12 protein-coding genes are annotated in these 21194 nt (G+C 34.6%); all 12 read right to left on the reverse strand.

The annotated features are described in order from the left end of the window. Window positions 1-46: 46 nt before the first annotated feature. The gene (locus DG435_RS22075) at window positions 47-790 is read right to left on the reverse strand and encodes an energy transducer TonB (RefSeq protein ID WP_106793853.1); all 744 of its coding nucleotides are present in this window, start codon (window positions 788-790) and stop codon (window positions 47-49) included. Window positions 791-899: 109 nt separating this feature from the next. Then, complete coding sequence (locus DG435_RS22080) at window positions 900-1625, reverse strand: energy transducer TonB (protein ID WP_024771607.1); 726 nt, start codon at window positions 1623-1625, stop codon at window positions 900-902. A 135-nt stretch (window positions 1626-1760) separates the two neighbouring features. After that, window positions 1761-2183 carry a VanZ family protein gene (locus tag DG435_RS22085; RefSeq protein WP_159025672.1) on the reverse strand — a complete coding sequence of 141 codons (423 nt, stop codon included), beginning with the start codon at window positions 2181-2183 and terminating at the stop codon, window positions 1761-1763. Then, window positions 2155-2538 carry a glycine cleavage system protein GcvH gene (gcvH, locus tag DG435_RS22090; RefSeq protein WP_024771609.1) on the reverse strand — a complete coding sequence of 128 codons (384 nt, stop codon included), beginning with the start codon at window positions 2536-2538 and terminating at the stop codon, window positions 2155-2157. Before gcvH ends, DG435_RS22085 begins: the two co-directional genes overlap by 29 nt. A 134-nt stretch (window positions 2539-2672) precedes the next feature. Then, window positions 2673-9779, reverse strand: a complete 7107-nt coding sequence (sprA, locus tag DG435_RS22095) for a cell surface protein SprA (RefSeq protein ID WP_234420912.1) — start codon at window positions 9777-9779, stop codon at window positions 2673-2675. A gap of 55 nt (window positions 9780-9834) precedes the next feature. Further along, the gene (ruvA, locus tag DG435_RS22100) at window positions 9835-10416 is read right to left on the reverse strand and encodes a Holliday junction branch migration protein RuvA (RefSeq protein ID WP_024771611.1); all 582 of its coding nucleotides are present in this window, start codon (window positions 10414-10416) and stop codon (window positions 9835-9837) included. A 909-nt stretch (window positions 10417-11325) separates the two neighbouring features. Continuing rightward, window positions 11326-11646, reverse strand: coding sequence for a hypothetical protein (locus DG435_RS22105; RefSeq protein WP_106791995.1), 321 nt, complete (start codon window positions 11644-11646; stop codon window positions 11326-11328). A gap of 331 nt (window positions 11647-11977) precedes the next feature. Further along, on the reverse strand, window positions 11978-12634 hold the full coding sequence (locus DG435_RS22110) for an IS1 family transposase (protein WP_106791994.1): 657 nt from the start codon (window positions 12632-12634) through the stop codon (window positions 11978-11980). 221 nt (window positions 12635-12855) lie between these two features. Next, the gene (locus DG435_RS22115) at window positions 12856-15165 is read right to left on the reverse strand and encodes an NADP-dependent malic enzyme (RefSeq protein WP_106791993.1); all 2310 of its coding nucleotides are present in this window, start codon (window positions 15163-15165) and stop codon (window positions 12856-12858) included. 205 nt (window positions 15166-15370) lie between these two features. Beyond that, a complete protein-coding gene (locus tag DG435_RS22120; RefSeq protein WP_106791992.1) occupies window positions 15371-17254 on the reverse strand; it encodes a trehalase family glycosidase in 1884 nt (627 codons plus the stop codon). After that, on the reverse strand, window positions 17244-18464 hold the full coding sequence (locus tag DG435_RS22125) for a sugar MFS transporter (protein WP_106791991.1): 1221 nt from the start codon (window positions 18462-18464) through the stop codon (window positions 17244-17246). Before DG435_RS22125 ends, DG435_RS22120 begins: the two co-directional genes overlap by 11 nt. A gap of 72 nt (window positions 18465-18536) precedes the next feature. After that, window positions 18537-21164, reverse strand: coding sequence for a TonB-dependent receptor (locus DG435_RS22130; RefSeq protein WP_106791990.1), 2628 nt, complete (start codon window positions 21162-21164; stop codon window positions 18537-18539). Between the last annotated feature and the right edge of the window lie 30 nt (window positions 21165-21194).

Below are 21194 nucleotides of genomic sequence, written 5' to 3' on the forward strand. Positions count from 1 at the left end.
GAATCCATTAAAAAAGCCTGCTAATATAATCAGCAGGCTTTTATCTTTAGTTCTGTATTTTAAAAACAATTGGCAACTGATACTTTACAGTTACAGCTCTACCTCGTTGTTTACCAGGTGTCATCTGCGGAAACAAGTTAATCACTCTTTGCGCTTCTTTTTTTAATTTTGGATGCGCTGCTCTAACCCTGATATTCTTAATCATCCCATCGTCATCAACATCAAACTGAGTGTAGATTCGCTGCACTCCTGTTAAACCATATTTTTCTCCTAATCCAGTATTAAATTTTCTGGAAACGATTTTTCTAATTTTTTCAGAAAAACAAGCTGCCTTTTCTTTATTGGTCCCTAACATTTCACATCCAGGAAATACAGGAACAGATTCCACTTTTATAAAATCAAAAAACGGAGGATCTTCAACTATAGGCTCTACATCATTAATTGTACTAGGATCAAATGGCTTAGATTCGATTGGCTCATTTTTGAACACCTTATCTGCATCTGTTATTTCAGTATCATTATCAATGACTTTAAATTCCTCTGGAGTCACTACAGGTTTAGTATACTTTCTGGCAACTTCTTTTGGCCTGGGCTCTTCATAAATTTTGTAAACCCCATCCCAATCTATATCAGGTTCCTCGATTGTAAGGTCAATGTCGTTATCATTAACTATTGGTGTAGCGGTATACACCTCAAACATTACATAGGTAAATAAAAGACTTGCTATAAGTCCAATCTGAAAATTCACCAATGTACTTTTTCGTACATTAGCATCGTGCTTGTTACTCATAATATTTAGTTTTAACGTTACAATTAATCTAAATCAACAAGCATACCAAAAAAAGAATCCCGTCTACATACTGTGACGGGATTCTGATATTTTATAAAGTATTTTCTTTTTAGTCCTGTACCTGAAAAACTATTGGTAGAGAATACAGTACACCTACTGCTTTTCCTCTTTGTTTTCCTGGAGTCATTTTAGGTAATAACTTAACAACTCTTTGTGCTTCTTTTTGTAATCTTGGGTGTGGAGCTCTTGCTTGAACACCAACAATATTACCACTTCTATCAATTTTAAATCTCACATAGATTCTATTAACACCCGAAAGACCTAATTCACTACCAATCTCTGTATTAAATTTACGGTTAATAAACTTCTTAACCTTATCACTCATACATTTCTTTTTAGCTGCATTATTTCCTGCTTTCTCACAACCAGGAAAAATCGGCACATTCTCAATAACTGCAAATGGTACATCAGCAATTACTTCTTCTTCATCTGCATCTTCAATTTCTTCTACCTCAACGATCTCTTCTTCCTGATTCGTTTCTGTAGACTCAATAATAGTCTCCTCTACTTCTTCTTCATCCTCTACTACATCAATAATTTCTGGTGCTGGTGGAGGTGGTGGAGGTGGTGGAGGTGTATTCAGGTTTTGAGTAATTGGCACATCTTCTTCTTCCAATTCATCAAGATTAACCTGACCTATATCTATATTGGTTCTATCATAGGTTTTCCACTCTATTCCTTGCCATGTTATAAAAAGAACTAAAATAAGTCCTAATTGAAGGAATAAGATACTTTTCTTAGTTAAATCTGATTTTGGATTTTTCTTTGGTTCCATATTATATAATCGTTATAGGATTGCTAAAATAGCTAATTTCTTTTGTAATTTCCAACTAAAGATCAAAATGTAAAACAAAAAATAAGTTTTTTAACTTTTATGTTATCTACTTTTCAGTGATAACACAGCTGTTATCTATCTGATTTCCTGTTTATTTTGCTTAAATCTCAGTAATTTACTTTTAAACACTACAAAAACAAATACTGCAAAAATTGTACCACTTGTGTTTGCAACTACATCATACCAATCAGAACTACGATATGTTGTTAAAAGTGCTTGTAATACTTCCATCAGGATACCATATAGGATACATATAATCGAAGTAATAATCAAACTCTGTTTTAAATTTTTATTCAGTTTTTCAGAAAAAAAGAAAAACAAAGCCCATGCTATAGTTAAGGTAAAGTATGCAATAAAATGACCTATTTTATCACTCCCTTCTATCTTAAATGTAACTGGGTTAATAAATTTTGCCAGTGATGCCCATGTTACCAGAGAGGTTAATACGACAACCAAGACAAAAAGGGTCTTATGCCCCAACAACTTCTTTATACTCATCTGCAGACAGCAATAGATCGTCAATTTGAGAAACATCAGATATTTTAACCTTTACCATCCAACCAGCTCCATATGGGTCACTATTTACCAATTCTGGTTCACTTTCTAAAGCTTCATTAAATTCAATAATTTCGCCTGCCATTGGCAAGAATAGATCTGATACCGTTTTTACCGCCTCTACGGTACCAAAAACTTCTTGTTCTTCTAATTCTTCACCAACTGTTTCTACTTCTACATAAACAATATCACCTAATTCGCTTTGCGCAAAATCAGTAATACCAATAGTTGCAATATCGCCTTCAATTTTGATCCATTCGTGATCTTTGGTATATTTTAAATCTACAGGAGTATTCATTTCAAAAAAATTTATGAGTTGTTAATATTATGATGACGAAAATAAATCTATTTTATTAAATTTTGAGAAAACCTGATAAAAAATTATCAAAAAACAATAATACACCATTTTAAACAAAAGGTAATAGGAAAATCTTAATTCCCAAAATTATATCTTAATGTAAATCCTCCTCGAATTGTTGTCTGAGGAAATGCGGTAGAAATAGAATACTTAGAAAAGGTGTGATCATAAAATAATAACGCTGTTAAGTTTTTACTTAACGCATAATCTGTAGTAAACTTTATTCCATAAATATCTTGTCCTGCCGTTACTTGAGTATTCTCTAAGTCAAGATATCTAATCAGCGTTTCATTTTGACGTAGTGACAAATCAGCCCTTAGATTAAGGTCACTTTTTATTACTTTTTTTCTTCCTGCTATTTTAGTAGCAAACGTAATGTCTTTTACCCTATATCCTAGCCCAATGATATATTCATTTCCTTGAATTTCGGTAAGTAGGTTGTTATCAAAGCTTAATGACAACGCTCTATCTTTTTTCCATTCTGCAAGGATTTTGATCGAGTTTCTCATCTCCATATCCAATCGAACAAGCGGACTAAACTGCTCGGTTAAATTAACATTAGAAAACAACAAAGGGTTTCTATAGTTATCTGCCTCATCAAATTCACTTCCTCCTCTAAACTCCAGATTGGTTTGAAATTGATTAATGGTATAATTAGCTCGATACCCATGAGCTACAGAAAATCTTTTAAAACGTTTCTTAAACCATTTTAAATTCATTAAACCTGTATATTTTATATCCCAATTAGGTAATGGGATATCTCTAAAAGCTCCTTTTTTAACTTTTTCTGGACTGCCTCCTGTATAAGCGGCTAAGAACGCCGGTAGCAAAACTGCTTGATTCGTTCTTCCGTAACCATCAGGAAAACCATCTCCATCACTATCTGTATTTGGGTTGTTCCCTCTCTCTATTGCCAGTCGTCTAGCAATAATCAATCTGTTTTCTCTAAATTTATCGAACGCCTCTGATGAAAATTCATCACTCTTTTTAAACGCAGTCCTGATCATTACTGTTGATATGGTAAAATTACCAAAGGTATTTCCGGTAAGAGATTGATACGGATCATCATCAAAAATACTACCATCAGAATTTGTGTTTACCCGATAATTTTCGGTAAAGGTTTCAGCAGAATTTCTATTGGCACTAATATCAATTTTAAGCCCTTTTAACAATCCCAGAGAAGCTTGTATATTAAGTTGTTTTCCTTCTACCTCCTGATATTGTTGATTAAATTCTTGATATAACGTAAGCCACCCATTACGTGCAGCAAGGTCCCGAATATCAGATTGGCTACCAAAAGTAAACCCAACCGTAGGTTTAAGAGTACCTACAAACCCTGGAGATCTGGTATAACCGGGCAGGAAAATACCATTATCTTGTTGGTAATTCACATTTATTTTTTTTACTGCGGTAACTAATCCTATAAGTGTATTATATGCCTTATCACCAACACTTAATTTGCTTCTACCTCTTTTGGGTTTATTTTTTTGTGGACTCTCTGGCGCCCGAGCTCCTTCTTTTTTATCTTTCGAATCTTTACCGTTCTTTTTTACACTTTTTCTTCCGGGTTTCACTTTGGTTAATCCTGCATATTTATACAATGTATTCATATCCAATGAACCGTTTAACGTATGCACATTAGCGTTCTGAACAGTATTTCCTAGATCTGGAATATTCTCCAAAGTCTTTAAAGCTTCACTTCCTTTTACCCATTGGAAATCTGCATTATACGCATATGTTGCACGTATAAATTTTAACACCGGTATTTTCTTAAAAGGAACTTCATAATTAACCTGAAGTTGTTGACTATGCGTATTAGGATCTCCTATATCAAAAAAGCCACTCCATACATCTATGGTATTATCAACTTCATTATTTTCATCAATAAAATTTTTGACAATACGGTTATTAGCAGAAGTAAAATTAAAATTTAAAGACTTGGTCAAATTATAGTTGACTCCATATTGCCAATCAAACAGAAAATTACGTTGATATAATGTCGGCAACCTGATATCGTCTGGCCCTAAAGTAATATCTCTAAAAACCTGTTCATTATATTGTCTATTGATATTAGAGTTTACCGAGATACTCGTAGGAAGTAAGTTTACATTAAAATCCTTAATCAAGTCAAAATATTTACTCTTGCCTAAGAATTTAACTTTCTTAAAAGGCTCTACTTCTTTTGGCTGAAAACTAAAATCGTAGGTTCCTCCCAGTCTTACATTTTGATCTAGTGATTTTTCTATCTCAAAATCACGATGATCTGTTTGATTATACGTCCCTGAGAACGCAAAGTTTTCTACATCATATGGCATTGGTTTACCATCCCCTGTTCTCTCTTTACGTAATCCGATAACATTAAAACTTTGTCTTTTTGTGTACTCTGTTGATTGTTTTTCTATACGTTCTTTCTCAGCAGGATCAGTTTCGCGATCCAATCGATCCTGAAGTTCTATATCTTGAAATTCGGGATCAAACTGCGGAGTAATTAACTCTTCTCCACGGCTATAATTAAATGGCACTTGCATTCCCCATTTTTTGGGTAATAATTGCCCTAAATTAACATTGGTGGTTACATCATATTGCTTAAGATCCTCTCTACTTCGTTCATTAGGCCCTTGTTCAATCCCTCCAAATCCAATAGTACTAATTCTTCCTGAAGCACTAACATTAGCAAAATCCGCAATATTAGCATCCAAACTACCTACAGCAGCCCAACCACCTCTATTTTTAAGATCACTTAGACGCATTTCATTATACCAAACTGTTCCTGATTGATCACTACCACTATCATTTTTGATACCCACCATCATCACTCGTACATCTCCAAAATTAGGATTACCCTTAATTCCTACTCTAAGATTATTAGGACCTGTAAAGAAATTAAGATCATTTGCACTAAGAGCATCATCTCCTAATACATTAGATTTTATTTGCTGAAGAAATTCTAAAGGAAGGCTTAATCGATTATTTTCTGGCCACGCTCCATTCTGACTACTATCATTCCGACCAGAAACGGTTAAAGGTAATTCGATCTCGTAGAAATTATTGGTAAAATCATTACCCATTCTAATAAAAGCTTTTAGATCTCCATCCTGAATTGGGATTGCCGGTTCAGGAAGTGATTCTGCATGCAAAAACATTTCAAGATTCTCATATTGACGCATATCAACATTGAAATTCTTATACACTCCACGGGCATCACCAGATTGCAGGTCATTTACTGTAAGCGCCAATGATCGCTCATCGTCTCTTATAATATTATTGTTATTATTTAACTGCTCTCTCACAACTCCGGGCGGTGTCACATAATTTGCGGTCTCCTCAGAACTTACCGAGGTCACAATTACATCACTGTTACCTGTTATATTAAGACCACTTGTTGGGTCATTTACAGTATTACCTTCTACAACATATCTTCTATAATCACCTCTTACCAAATCAAGACTACCAAATCGTAACAAAGTTGGTTCTGCAAAACCAGTAAGATACATCCTCATAAATCGAATAGATCTAAAATCACTAATATTTATAGCTCTATCTGGATTATAAATAGGAACCTTAAAGCGTACCCATCTAGTATTTATTTGACCTCCCAGCACATTAACCGGAATATCTCTAACATCAGATATGTAACCAGTCCCGTTATCATTACCCACTCCCATACCTCTAAAAATTGGAATCTCATACTCAAAATAACTATTAATCGTATTCATCGTATTATCCCTATTTACATCTTCTGCTGTAGGGAAAGTGGTATTTCCTCGATCATCATTAGACACATTGGTAGGTGAATTACCTTCTGTACCATTATAACCGTCATATCGTTGTTGAATAGTTCCTCCTGCCTGAAGGAAATAGGTATAATTATCTCCCGAAGGATCATCTAAAGATTGGAATGCAGCATATTCGGCTTTTTGTTTTTCTTCCTGATCTCCCAAACCATCAAATCCAGCATCCTGATCTATTCTGTCCGGACCATCAGAATCAAAAGCATAGATCAAAGATTGATTTACAGGAACTCTGGCATAATCTGTATCTACAAAACTACCACTTCCTCCTTTGGGTAATCCATTTTCATATTGTTTTCTACCATCTTTAAGTACATCTTCACTAATATTACCTAAATTAAACACGATGGTACCTCCAGGATTATCTACATCATCATATTCAAAAGGATCCATTAACCAAAACTCAATAAACTCTACATTAGATTGTTCAAAATTAGTAGATGTTAATTGCCTGGTTATTCCTCCAAAATTATTTCTGGAATCGGGTTGTGGTAACGAACTCCCCGGAGCATATGCTGGATTAAAATTATATTGTCCTCTTTGCCCAGGTCTATAATTAAGATCCAGTGTAAACAATGCTAAGGTTTGCCCTTGTGAGATATCTGTTTCTGGAAAAATTTCATTAATAAATACTCTTCTGGTAGCATTAGAGGCCAAATCTTGCTCAGACACTCCACTTGGTCTTCCATTACTATAAAAGATCGGGTCAATAGAATACCAAGACAATTTTGCTCTTTGATATCCCGATTGTATACCATCAACAACAATATCACTAGCAGGATTACTAGGATCACCAAAACCAATAGGTATACTAGAGAGTTCCCACGACAATGGCGAACTTACATCTATTCTGGTCTGTGCCCCTTCAAAATCATCTATATATGTGGTTACTTTACCATCAAAATTAGCTCCTCTTGGCGCCCCTGCAATCAGGTATGCTCCTTCTGCTCTAACCGAAACATTCGAGGGTACATCTGTATCGATATTAGGGAGTTTGTTCACCATTCTGGTTAAGAAAGGAACTTCGGTAGAATATGCTACATTAAACCCTAATATTGTATTATTAATAGGCTCAAAATCATAATTAGATTTTTGAGTAATTGGCCTTTCATTCAGATTTAAATAGGTTCCTCCTATAATAAAATCGTCACTAAATTTATGTTCTATATTTAGTCCTGTAAAACGTTTTGTTTGTTGACCAAAGACAGCATTATTCTCGGTAGAAACCTGGATAGGTGTATTCGAAGATAGTAATGCTTCATCCAGAATATTTACTCTTCCTAATTGATAATTCACTGTATAATCTACTCCTTCCTGCAAAGTTCTTCCTCCCGCAGTAACAGTTACAGAACCTTGAGGAACATTAAATGCTCCCAAAGGAATTCCATCCTGACCAGAAGATTTATATCTTCCTTTTAACTGAAAGTAATTTTTATCGGCAGATTGCTGTCCCGCAACAATCTTAGTCTGTGTATATAAATCGCGAAATACGTATTGCGCCTGATTTGGGTTATACGAATTAGGATTAGTATAATCTGCTCCTACGGGTCCATTATCCAGTTTATCAAAAAGATGCTCTCCAAATGGTTCTATAGTAGTAAAAATAATACGGCCATTTTGTGAGTCAATAGTGACCCCTGGTACATAATCAAAAAAACCATCTCCTCCTTGCACCGGATCATTATTAGGATTAAGACGATCCAGATTAAAAACTTTGAGTAGTGTTGTCTGCTCTACATCACTCGGTAATGCAACCGACGATCCTTCTGCAGCAGTAATATAATTTACCGGAGAAGGATTTGAATATAAAATATTTAATCTAAAATCATTTTGTTCTAGTCTAAAAGCTCCTGTACTATAGATGTTTTTCATCATCAGGTCCCATATTGGTAATGTCACATTAACAATAGGACTTTTAAGCATTTTAACTACTAAACTTTGACTTGAACCTGCGTCTACAGTACCCCCTGTATTATCTCCTACAGTAGCATCTACTCCATCATTTGCAAATTCACCAACCTGAAAAACTTCTCCATTTCTGGTATATTGATATGCAATTGCCAAAACCTCATCATTATTCAGCTTTTGATTTAAAGAGATATATCCTAATTGGGTATTTAGCGTATACTCACTTTGATTTAATTTTCTTGCATTTTCTAAAATTGCATAATCAAATCCTTCATTAAAACCAGCTATTGCACCAACAAATCCTTGTTGCACAGTTGATACTTGTCGCACTGCTTCGGTAACAGGTCCTCCTGGACCAATAGTTGCTGGATCCAGATCGTTATTACTGTTATCAGGAAAAGCTCCTGCACCTGTATTAAATAAAGAGGCTGGTATTGTAAAATTACCCGCATCTGGTGCTTCTCCTATATCCTGAAGCGCAACAATATTACGCGCATTGGTCAAGGTTTGCGCACTTGTTGCTCTATTCGTCACCCATACTTCGATCCTTGTTATCTGTATATTATTATTAATAAAAGGATAACTAGCCAAAGAATTATTATATGTATCTCTAAAATAATGTGATAAAAAGAAATGTCGATTTTCATCATAATCCAACGCAAAAAGTTCAAAATCTTCTACCGTTCCTCCTCCTTCTACATTTACAGATCTTGTTTCAGAACGCTGTTCAGAATACACTCCCGTAACAGTGGTTCGCCCAAATTGCAATCCCATTTTAACTCCAAAAAGACTTTGTGCTCCCTGGATCAATGTACTATTTAATGGCATGCTTACATTACCTACCTCGATACTTTGGATAATATCATCTTCTGTAGGCGTATATTCTAATTTTAATTGATTCTGAAAGTCGAAAGTAGATTCTGTATCATAATTGGCTGTTACCTGTAGCCTTGTCCCTATTTTACCCAGTAAACTTAAACTGATTCTTTGATCAAAGTCGAATGTAAAATTACTTCGGTTACGAGGAGAAAAAGCAGGATTATCTTGTTTTGTATAGAGTAATCCTAAATCTATTTCTACAGATCCCTGCGGAACAATTTCAATTTCATTTCCCCCGAAAACAGATTCGAAGAAATTAGAATTGACATAAAAAATAGGGAGTAAATTCTTTCGTTTCTCTTCACTACCGTCTTTTTTACCGCTAAAAGCTTCTATCTTTTCTTTAAAATAAGCTCTTCGTTGTTCTTCTTCTACTAAAGCTTCGTATTCTGATGGAGTTAAGAAAAGAGGATATCGTACATTAAAATCCCCTAGTTTCTCTCGATAGATATATCGATTCGTAATCGGATCGTATTCATACTTGGTTACAATACTGTTTGGATCTGGTAAAGATAATGCTCCCAAAGAAAATGTAGTACTTGTAGAGTCCCGAACAGTTTGATTGTCCTGCCCTTGTAACACCCCACTATAAAGTGCTATCAAACATACTAATATCCTAAAAAAATCAACGCGTAAGTAATTCGAAAAACTCAATGTTTTATAAATTTTTTAGTGCCTGTTTAATAATATTTTCAACTGTTTCTTTGGGGCTTTGTTTTAGAACTTTATCAATAGCTTTTTCTGCAATTTTTCGATTAAATCCTAGGGTTTCTAATGCAGATAACGCTTCATCTTTATTAGTATTGCTTTGCGACACTGAAACTTCGTCTATATTATATACTTTAAGGATTTTATCCTTTAGGTCTATAATAACACGTTGGGCAGTTTTGGCTCCGATTCCTTTAATAGATTGAATTGTAGCTACGTCATTAGAAGCTATTGCTTCTTTAATTTGATCGGGGTGTAATGAGGATAACATGGTTCTGGCTGTACTTGCTCCTATTCCCGAAACCGAGATTAAAAGCCTGAAAATTTCTCTTTCTGATTTTTCGGCAAAACCAAATAAGGTATGAGAATCTTCTTTTACCTGCAGATGTGTATATAACTGTAGCACTTCTCCTTCGGGAATCAAAGAAAAAGTATGTAATGAAATATGTAATAAATACCCTACTCCACCACAATCTATTACTACATCAGTTGGATTTTTTTCGACAAGCCTCCCCTTGATATGTGTGATCATTTGTTAAGTTAATGTACTCTTTTTGAGTTTCTATACTGCAAAAATAAATCCTGATCTTCATCAGGGTTAGTTTTTCTCCAATCTTATTTTTTTAGTGACATCGTTAGTGCTACCAAAAAAAACACTTTATCAGAGCATAAAATCATAATTATTATTGCTTGAATATTAAAATTCAAGAAGAGTTGAGTGTTAAGCAACCAAATGTAATAAAATTCTGCTACATACACGGGATAAAAAAAGCCCTTTAAGAATGGAGTTCTTTTTTTGGACGCTTACCACTTACTCTACCCAGCATAGAAAACATTTCTGCTGTATTATAGCCCAATAGTTCAAATTTAAGGTGCAAATCCAAACCATCAGGTTTTCTATATTTAATTAAAAAGAAGTATATAAAGGGGTACTTATGAAGTACCCTCCCCCTACTGCAGAAGTACCCCTCCCCCTGTGTAAATACAGGGCAATCCTATGTAAAACAGAGGTGGCACCTCTGTTGAACACAAGTGCTGCTTCTGATTGAAGTACCCCACCCCTCTAATCGAAGTACCCCTAACCGGGATTCTAGCGAACTATACCCACTACCATAAGTACCCCTGGGGCATGTATACCATTAACACCCTACTTATATAAGTACTTACCCCCACTTATGTAAGTGGGGTCTCGCCTCATTTTGTCCTAAAAAAAAACTTCATAACTTTTAATTCGTTCTAGTAATGTAATTCGATTTTAGGACGAGACAGGGTATTTTCTTTACACTCCATCCTGTTAAAGAACTTCCCTCTGTTGCGATCTTTTTTAATTTCACACCAGTGGCATCGTAAAAATGGGTAATATTTCTTGTGGTAATACCAACAAAAAACTAGCTACAGAGATATAGTTGATTTTTAATCTTTAATTACTCTTACCGCTTACTCATGCGCAGCACAGAAAACATTTCTGCGCTATCATATCCGAGTGATCGGGTTTGTAAACCCGATCACTCGGATTTGCAAGCTTACCTAATTTTAACTGTTTATAAAGAGTTAAAAGATACTTACAATCATTTATCTTTTCTATTTTACTAAGACTAACAGTTTGGTACTCCTCGGTTTTTTCCAATTGCCAATTACCACTTCTTTCCACCATGACTTCGCCATATTGATATTTCATTTCAAAAGTGCCATGCATAAATCCTTTACAGTTTTGTGCTTTAATAGAGCAACAAGAAATAAATAATATAAATACGTATTTCATTTTACTTCATTTTAAATTTTTAAAAGCTCTCTTATTATTAATCCAATTCCAATTATAATAAAGCCTATACCACCGCTTATAAGATTCATCGTAAGACCTGTATACTTTTTCACATGATTTCGGTAATAAATCAAAATAAGTATGCCAAACACGATTAATAAGAAACCCAAAATTATATTAACAAAATCCATATATCTGCAATTTAATTTTTTTCTTTTTCTTCTTCCGCTTTAGATTCCTCTCCGTTTTCGTAAAGGGTAGTATGTAACCCCCGATTTCCATATTAAATCAGTGAGATTGGGATAGAAGTAATTTTTTATGGTTAAGAAAACTATCCCCAAAAATAGATTCGTAAATGTGCCGTGAGATATACTTTGTTTCTCGAAAAACAAATTGTTCTTCTTGATAACCTTTTAATATGAGTACGTAAGGTTAAATTCTTACGTTCTATCCTATTGGTACAATACCGAAACACTTTATGAATTTCTTTAGGGATCAATCCTGGATAAATATTTAATCGGTCGGTATAAATGTTCTTAGGCTTTAATAACACTAATTTATCTATCAAAGGTCTGATGGTATCTTTTGTTTTTCTACCTACAAAAAAATCAATAATGTTCTTGGTCTCTCTTTCTATAGCATATGTAATCCAGACTACATTGTTTTTACTACCAATAAAGCTCCACAGCTCATCGACCTCAAATTTGCAACCTAACTTATTAAAATATGGAACTTTAATTTGATGACTAATTTTTAGCATTCTAGAGAGTACTGTATTTTTTGAAATACCTATAATTCTAGAAATACTCAAAATACCACAACTTTCTTTGAGTAAACTTTTAATTAAAGTATCTGTTGTGGTTTGATATGCTTTATAAGAATATAAATCTTGGAATGAAGTACAACAATCTCTACAGTAATAACGTTGTTTGCCATTTCTTTTACCTCGCTTTATACAATTTGGTTGGTTACAGTTTTTACAATTCATAATTGCAAATATAACCAAGCACCAATTTGACCCACGTAGCAATATAAAACCCTTATTTCATAGGTTCTAAACAATCTTAAGTAGTGTAAACAACATAAACAAGCCTCAATAAAGAGGCTCGTTTATTATATAAAATATTGATAATCAATCCTAAAAACACACTTTTTCTCAAAAGCACCAGTCTGGGACATTACCGTCACTTGGTGTTACCAATCAACCGTTTAAACAACATCAGGCATTAATGATAATTGCAAATCTCTTTTTTCTTTCTGCTGAGCATCAATAACAGCAACTGCTGCCATATTGATCATTTCTTCTACACTTGCTCCTAACTGAAGTATATGAGCTGGTTTATTCATCCCCATCATAATGGGCCCTATAGATTCTGCATTATTAATTTCGCTTAATAATTTGTAATTACTATTGGCCGAATCTAAATTAGGAAACACTAACGTATTGACTTTTTGCCCATTAAGCTTAGAGAATGGAAATTTGTCCTTTCTCATTTTTCTATTTAATGCAAAATTCATTTGCAGTCCACCATCTACAACAAGATTAGGGTAATATCTATGTAAATATGCTACTGCATCCTGTACTTTTGAAGCGGTAGGATGTTTTGATGATCCAAAATTAGAATATGAAACCATCGCAATCACAGGTTTAACTCCAAACATCTCTACTGTTCTTGCAGTCATTTGCGCTATTTTTGCCAATTCTTTTGAAGAAGGCTCGATATTAATAGAGGTATCACTTATAAACAATGGGCCTTTATCGGTCATCATCACATTCATCGTTGCAATACGAGTCGCTCCTTTGGCAAGCCCTATCAAATCCATCATAGGTTTAACTACAGTTGGATAACTTCTGGAATACCCAGAAAGTAATGCATCTGCATCTCCTTCATTAACCATCATAGCAGCAAAATAGTTACGCTCCCGCATTAATTTTTCTGCATCATAGAGGGTAATTCCTTTGCGTTTGTTGGTTTCCCAATATTGTTTGGCATATCTGTTTTTACGATCACATTCTTCATCTGCTTTAGGATCAATGATATCAACACCTGTAGGATCAAAATCAATCTCTTTCATTAGTTCGAGTATGATATCTTTACGTCCTAATAAAATCGGAAACGCAATACGTTCTTCTTTTACAGTCTGAGCGGCTTTTAATACATCCAGATGATCTGCCTCTGCAAAAACAACTCGTTTAGGGTTTGTTTTTGCTCTATCTAATAACAATCGTACTATTTTATTATCATTACCCATTCGCTCCAGCAATTCATCTTCATACTTTTCCCAATCAGTAATGGGTGCGGTTGCTACACCACTTTCGATAGCTGCTTTGGCTACTGCAGGAGGTACTTTGGCAATAAGTCTTGGGTCAAACGGTTTTGGGATGATATAGTCTTTACCAAAATTAAGACGTGTTTCTCCATATGCTATATTTACTTGCTCTGGAACAGGTTCTTTGGCTAGCTCGGCTAATGCTTTTACGGCCGCCATTTTCATTTCTTCATTAATTGCAGTAGCTCTAACATCCAGCGCTCCTCTAAAAATAAAAGGGAATCCCAATACATTATTTACCTGGTTAGGATGATCACTTCTTCCTGTAGCCATGATCACATCTTTACGAGCTTTAATTGCCAGGTCATATTTTATTTCGGGATCAGGATTTGCCATTGCAAAAACAACAGGATTATCTGCCATCGTTACCAGCATATCCGGAGTTACCAGATTGGCCATCGACAAACCGATAAACACATCTGCATCTCGCATTGCATCCTCTAAGTCATTTAGATCACGATCTGTAGCAAATTCTGCTTTTTCGGGAGTAAGACTCTCCCTGTCTTTACGAATTACACCTTTACTATCGGTCATGACGATATTTTCGGCTTTGGCACCAAAAGCTTTATACAATCTTGTACAAGATACTGCTGCTGCACCGGCACCACTAACCACAATTCTTACTTCTTCAATGTTTTTATTTGCAATTTCTAATGCATTTAATAACGCTGCGGCAGAAATTATAGCTGTACCATGTTGATCATCATGCATTACCGGTATATCCAGTTCTTCTTTTAATCGTCTTTCGATCTCGAAAGCTTCTGGAGCTTTAATATCTTCAAGGTTTATTCCTCCAAATGTTGGGGCAATATTTTTAACTGTTTCGATAAAAGCATCTACATCTTTGGTATCTACTTCGATATCAAACACATCAATATCGGCAAATATCTTAAACAATAACCCTTTTCCTTCCATTACAGGTTTTGAAGCTTCTGGACCAATATCTCCTAATCCTAATACCGCAGTACCATTTGATATTACAGCTACCAGATTTCCTTTTGCTGTATATTTATAGACGTCTGCCTTTTCCTTTTCGATTTCCAAACAAGGCTCTGCAACACCAGGAGAATATGCTAAAGACAAATCTCTTTGAGTTGCATATTTTTTAGTAGGAACGACTTTAATTTTACCCGGGGTAGGCTTGGCATGATATACTAATGCCTCTCTTCTTTTACTTTCGATACTCATACTAAATCAAGATATATGTGCTAATAAAAATAAAGATCAAAATACCATAACTACGTGATTTGCGGTTATGGTATTTTGATACTAATATATATACAAAGGTACAAGTCTGTTTGAGATGCGGAAATTAATATAAAGGAATCTTTGCGAAAAATCAGAATTGAGAAAAAACACCCTACATTTAACAATCTTATTAAAGATTTATCAATTAATTATTGATTTTACTGAATATTTCATCAGGATCCACAAGTTGATTTAATTTATACTTATATTCTACAGGCAGAAGGCTTAACCCTAGTTGATAGGAAGCATTCATCCATCCAAAACCACCATCGGGAACATATTTAAAATCAGACCCTACATTACCATACTCTACATCTACCTTATAAGTACCATTAACAACATCAAACTTTTCAGGAATAATACCATTATAATCTGCTGCATTTTTAGTGATCATCCATAGCCATCGATATATAAGCTCTTCTGCCAGATCCTGATACCCGTAGTTAAGCAGTCCTTTCCAAATTATCATTTGATGTGGTGCCCACCCAAACGGGTAGTCCCATTGTCGTTGTGGTGCATCTTCTGGAACATCATGAAGTGAAGCTTTAGAGCTTCCGGCAATCCCGAATTTACATTTTAGCTTAGGCAATAAGTACGCTATGATATTTTTTGCCTGATCAGCTGTGCATATTTTTGCCCATAATGGATAAAACCCGGTTGCCGATTCAAAACGGGTTTTCTTTTTTTCTAACAGATTATAATCAAAATAACTTCCTGTTTCTTCATCCCATAGGTATTGATTCATTAGTGCTATTCGTTTGGATGCAACATCATCCCAATACTCTGATCGTAGTTTTCTGTCTTCATATACAAATACATTATCAAAAAAATTCTTGATGATATATGCCAGATCTTTTTCATACTTATATAACAATGTATTGAGATCTACAGTAGTTAGATCGGCACATATCCCCTCTAATCTATATGTGGTATCATGGCCACTTTCTCTTACACTTCGATCATGCAAAAAATATTGATCAAGTTCCTCACTATCAATCTCTCTTTGCAGGTATTTTTTTCTAAATTCTTCGATAGATTGCGAATCGTCATTCTTATATTTATGTAATATGTAATCATAATGTCCCTCTTCTACTTCTGCTGTTATACCTATCCCCTCTGCATAAAATCTGTTTAATCCATTTGACGCTAATCTTTTTCCTGATTGCATCCAAACAGTTTCATATTCATAAATAGCTGTCCTTACACATTCCTCTAGCCAGGAGATGGGTGTTTGATCTCTATATTTTTCATAATATTCTACAACCATAGATGTATAAAAGGGAGGTTGAGTTCTTGTTAGATAATAACTTCTATTGGCATTTAGAATTTTACCATAATTCTTGATTTGATATGTGAAATTATCTATCATCCCTTTGGCAAGTTCTTTTCTGGCATCCAGCAAAAGGCCTATGTTTATAAAATAGCTATCCCATCCATACATTTCATTAAATCTTCCTCCTGGGACCAAAAACGGAACAGCTTCTTTTTTATGATTAGTAGTGGTTAATGCTAATCCTAAAATCCCAGGTTTATCATTTATGGATCGCACAAATTCTGGCGTTATTTTTTCGGGAAGAGTCTCCAGTATAATATGATCTATTTCTTTTGTAATTTCTTGATAATAAGAATAAGCTTCTTTATCATGAAAAGGAACATATAACCGTTTCTCTTTTATATTCTGTTTATCATCAGACAGAATTTTTTCAATACCACTTCGATCCAATTTTCTGGTCAACCGATCCCAATAGTGTTCTTTTATCATTTTAGAAATTCTAATGCCGGGTTGCTGTTTTACCTCTGCTAAAGAAATTTCTATAACCCCTTCCTGGTTTTCTTTTGCCAATTTTAATTCCTGAAGCAGATTAGACAAGTGATAGGTTCCCCGAATAGTATAAACTTCGTTACTTATGGTCTGTATTTTAAATTCTCTTGGACCCTGATCATCAATGGTAATCTTCTTGTCTTCATCTGTATCTTCTTGTTGAAGTAAACTGTGTAAGACATCTTTTTTATATATTTTAATCAACATTATTTCTTGTTAATTTGTGTAATACCAGCAATGTCAATAACAGTAAAATCATTGGTATTATCGTATAATAAAATGCTTGTTGGGCACCAACATTTTTAAATAACCAGCCTACTATTGTAGATCCTGTAGTGCCTCCTAAAGCAGAAAAAACTACAATAAGACCAGTCATAGAACTATGCAGTTTTTTGGGTAAAGCACTTAATACGGCAGAGTTTATTAAAGGATATATCGGGGCAATGCATAATCCAATAAGTGGAAACGCATATCCAATCCATGGTATATCTGTAATCTTCTGGATTTCCTGCACCTCAACATTAAGGGTTTTTGGTAAAATAAAAACTACCATAAGTATTGCTAATCCTATACATACGGTAAGAATATAAACCCAAGGTATTCGTTTTGATAAAATTCCTGCACCTATCCTTCCTATAGCCAATGATATTGCAAAAACGCTAGACATCATAATGCTTACATTAGGTGGAAGTTGTAATACCCTTTTATAAAATGTGGGTAACCATGTCATCACTCCTTGTTCTACCATCACAAATAAAAAAGCACTACCAACAAATACGATGACCAACATTTTGGTACATAAAAGCATCATTTGCCTGATATCGTCTAATAGATTTACCCCCGGAACTTCATTTCCTTCTTCAAATCTGATAAAGAACAGCAATAGAAATGACACAAAAATCAATGCCGCCAAAAGCCAATACACCCGTAACCATGCATCTGGATCATTATCATTATTAAATCCAGGAAACAGAAAATAAGCCGTAGCTATTCCTATCATAAAAACCCCTTCTATAGTACTCATTAAACTATTGTGGGCTCTTTTGGTTTCTGTAATTATCCCTATTAATGTATATACCGAAACTTTAACTAAAGCAAAGGATACTCCTATTGCAGCAAAAAGAAGTTTTGCAGACCAGAAAGAATTACCATAGTACATCCCCAAACACCCAATAAAAGAAATCAGTAACCCTGATAATATTGCTTTCTTATATCCTATTCTTGGTAAAAAAGAAGCGATTAAAAATGAAACCAATGCTATCGGTAAATCTTTAAACCATTCTAAAGTACTTGCCTCGATCTCATCAACATGGTAATTCTCCAGAGATTTTAAGATCACTATTCCTACGCTATTAAGGAGAATAGCAAAAATAAAATAGTTGATAAACAAGGATATTTTTATAGATATATTCTTCATTAAAAATAGTCGTGACTGGTTATTAATTTAAAACTGCCCGAGCAATACGAGCAGTTTTTTGGCTCCAAACAATTAAAAATCTATTGCTACAGATAATCTATACGCTCGACCCAAAATTGGCCGTGCCAGAAAGACATCATCATTAGCATTAGTTGTTCCTCTTGGGTTACCTTCTGTTAATCCTATTTCATTAAACAGATTAGAAGCATCAAACCCAAAACGTAAGTTTTTTATCTTGTAATACGCTCCAGCATTAAAAACATTAAAAGCAGGGAGTTCTGTGGTATTAGCTTCATCCTGATATTTTTTTCCAAAATAAGACCATTGCGTATATAATCCCAGATCTTTAATAATTTCTACCTGCGGTCTCAATGTAAAATATACATTAGGGATTCTTCTGGCACTGTTTCCTTCATAATTAAAAGTTGTACCATCTGCATTAGCTCCAGAAAAATTATCATACTCTGGTTTTTGAACTGTAATATTAGCTTCTACTGCAAAAGCTTTGTATTTAGCATTAGCTTCAAGCTCTATTCCTATATTATTTACATCGGCAAATTTATTTTCTGAAGTACCATCTGCCAAAATATCTGTAAAGGCAATATTATCCATATTCATATAGAAAAAGTTAGCATAAATACCTATGTTAGACGAAGAATACTTAAATCCTAATTCTGACTGATCGACCTCGGTAACTTCGATAGCACTAAGATCAGAGGCATTGTCATAGTAAGATTCTTCTATTGGTGATCTAAATCCATGACTATGTCTTGCGTAGATTGCCATGTTATCACTAAACTTATAATTTAATGCAGTAGTATATGATAATTCGTCTACATCATAATTCCAATATGTATATGGATTACCATCTACAACAGTAAGGGCATCATCGGCAGTATTATCAGGCAGCAAGCCTAAATCTGTCGAAAAAAAGCGTGCATTATCGCGATATCCAGAATATTTATCATCGTCGTAGCGAAGTCCAAAATTAGCAGTTAAATTATCGGTAAAATTAACTTCTGCATCTATGTAAAGAGCATTTAATCTTCCTTTGGTTTGTGCATCTCTTTCTAACCAGGTAATTCTTTCTATTCCGTTATAGGTCCTGGAAATTCCTGTACTGGTATCTACCAGATTTACCAATCTTGGATTATCAGATACATCAACCAGGTAATTACTCCAATTCCAATATTGGTTTGATTTCCAATTAGAATAATAATATCCCAGGGTGACATTTATTTTTTCGAAATTAAATGAAAATGCCAGGTTGTTTGCAAAATTAGACATGTCTTTATCGATTGCCCAGTGATCTGCACGCATTACCAATGTATTTGGGTTCAAAGCTGCGCCTGTATCTACATATGTGTACTCGGCATTTGCTGCATCGGTTAGTGGAAACTGAGTTGTTCCTGTAGCAAAATCGGCTTGTGTATTTGGCCCTCCAGTACTAAAAATTGCATTATAATTTAGATCAATGCTTGTATTTCTGAATGTGTTCTTTACTGATACCACATCAGAGATCTGATATTTAAGCTCTCCTCCAATCGCATCTACATTGGGATTTACACCATCTTCTAGATCTCTTTCAAAAAAACCTCCTCCTATTTGAGGCACACGAAGTCTACTAAAATTTCTTGATGCTAATGTTCCGTAATTGGCATCGAATCCTTCGAATTCTTCTGGATTTCCATCGCTATCTCCTCGCAATGGAATAGGAAGTAGGAAGAGGTTTCTGTCATCCAGTTTTTTATAGTTGATCCTCGCATAACCTCCATCAAATTTATAGGTAAGATTAAATTTCATCTGCCCTCCTTTGTTCGCTTCAAATCCCGGGTCTCTAATTCCCTGATCTACTCTATAAAATCCTCCTATATTAAAAAGCAATTTATCCTCGATAATTGCTCCTCCAATATTGAGATCAGTTCTAAAAAGCCCATAATCTCCTACAGTCATTTTGGCTCTTCCTATTAGTTCATTTTGACCTGTTTTAGAGATAAAATTGATAATTCCACCAGGTGAATTTGTAGCAAAAACAGAGGCAGATCCTCCTCGAATAGCTTCCATTCTTTTAACAGTTTCATCTAACCTATACCAGTTATCTGCATTGGCAAATTGTAAGGCCCCATCTTCAAAAACGGGAAGTCCATCTTCCTGAATCTGAACAAATTCATATGCTCCAGCGGATGGAATTCCTCTGGCAAAAAGATTATTTCCTACCTCTCCTCCTGAAGTTTCAACCACAAATCCAGGGACTGATTGTAGTAGATCAGCAGTACTCTGCGGAGCCTTTTGCTCTATTTCTTTGACTCCCATTGTGGTTATTGCTACACTGGATTCTAATTTTGTTCGTGGATTAGAAGATCCAGTAACTACAATCTCATCTAATGAAAGTAGATCTTCTTCTAAAACAATATCTCTAACGATGTTATCTGCCATAACAATCTCCTCTCTTACGGTCTTAAATCCCACCGAAGAAATTATCAAAACATAAGTAGCATTGGCTTCTAGATTATTAATAATATATTCTCCATCAAAATCTGATGTTGCTCCTCTATTGGTTCCTTCCAGTACTATATTAACCCCAATTACCGGAACGCCCTTATTATCTTTAATTGTTCCTGATACGCTTTTTCCTCCTTGAGCAATGGAATCCCCTATCCCGAAAACTAAGAAGAGAATAATACATAGTCTTGTTCTCATAATTTTTTAAGTATTTAGTTCTCTGCAATT

Source organism: Aquimarina sp. Aq78 (assembly GCF_900299525.1).
GTDB lineage: Bacteria > Bacteroidota > Bacteroidia > Flavobacteriales > Flavobacteriaceae > Aquimarina.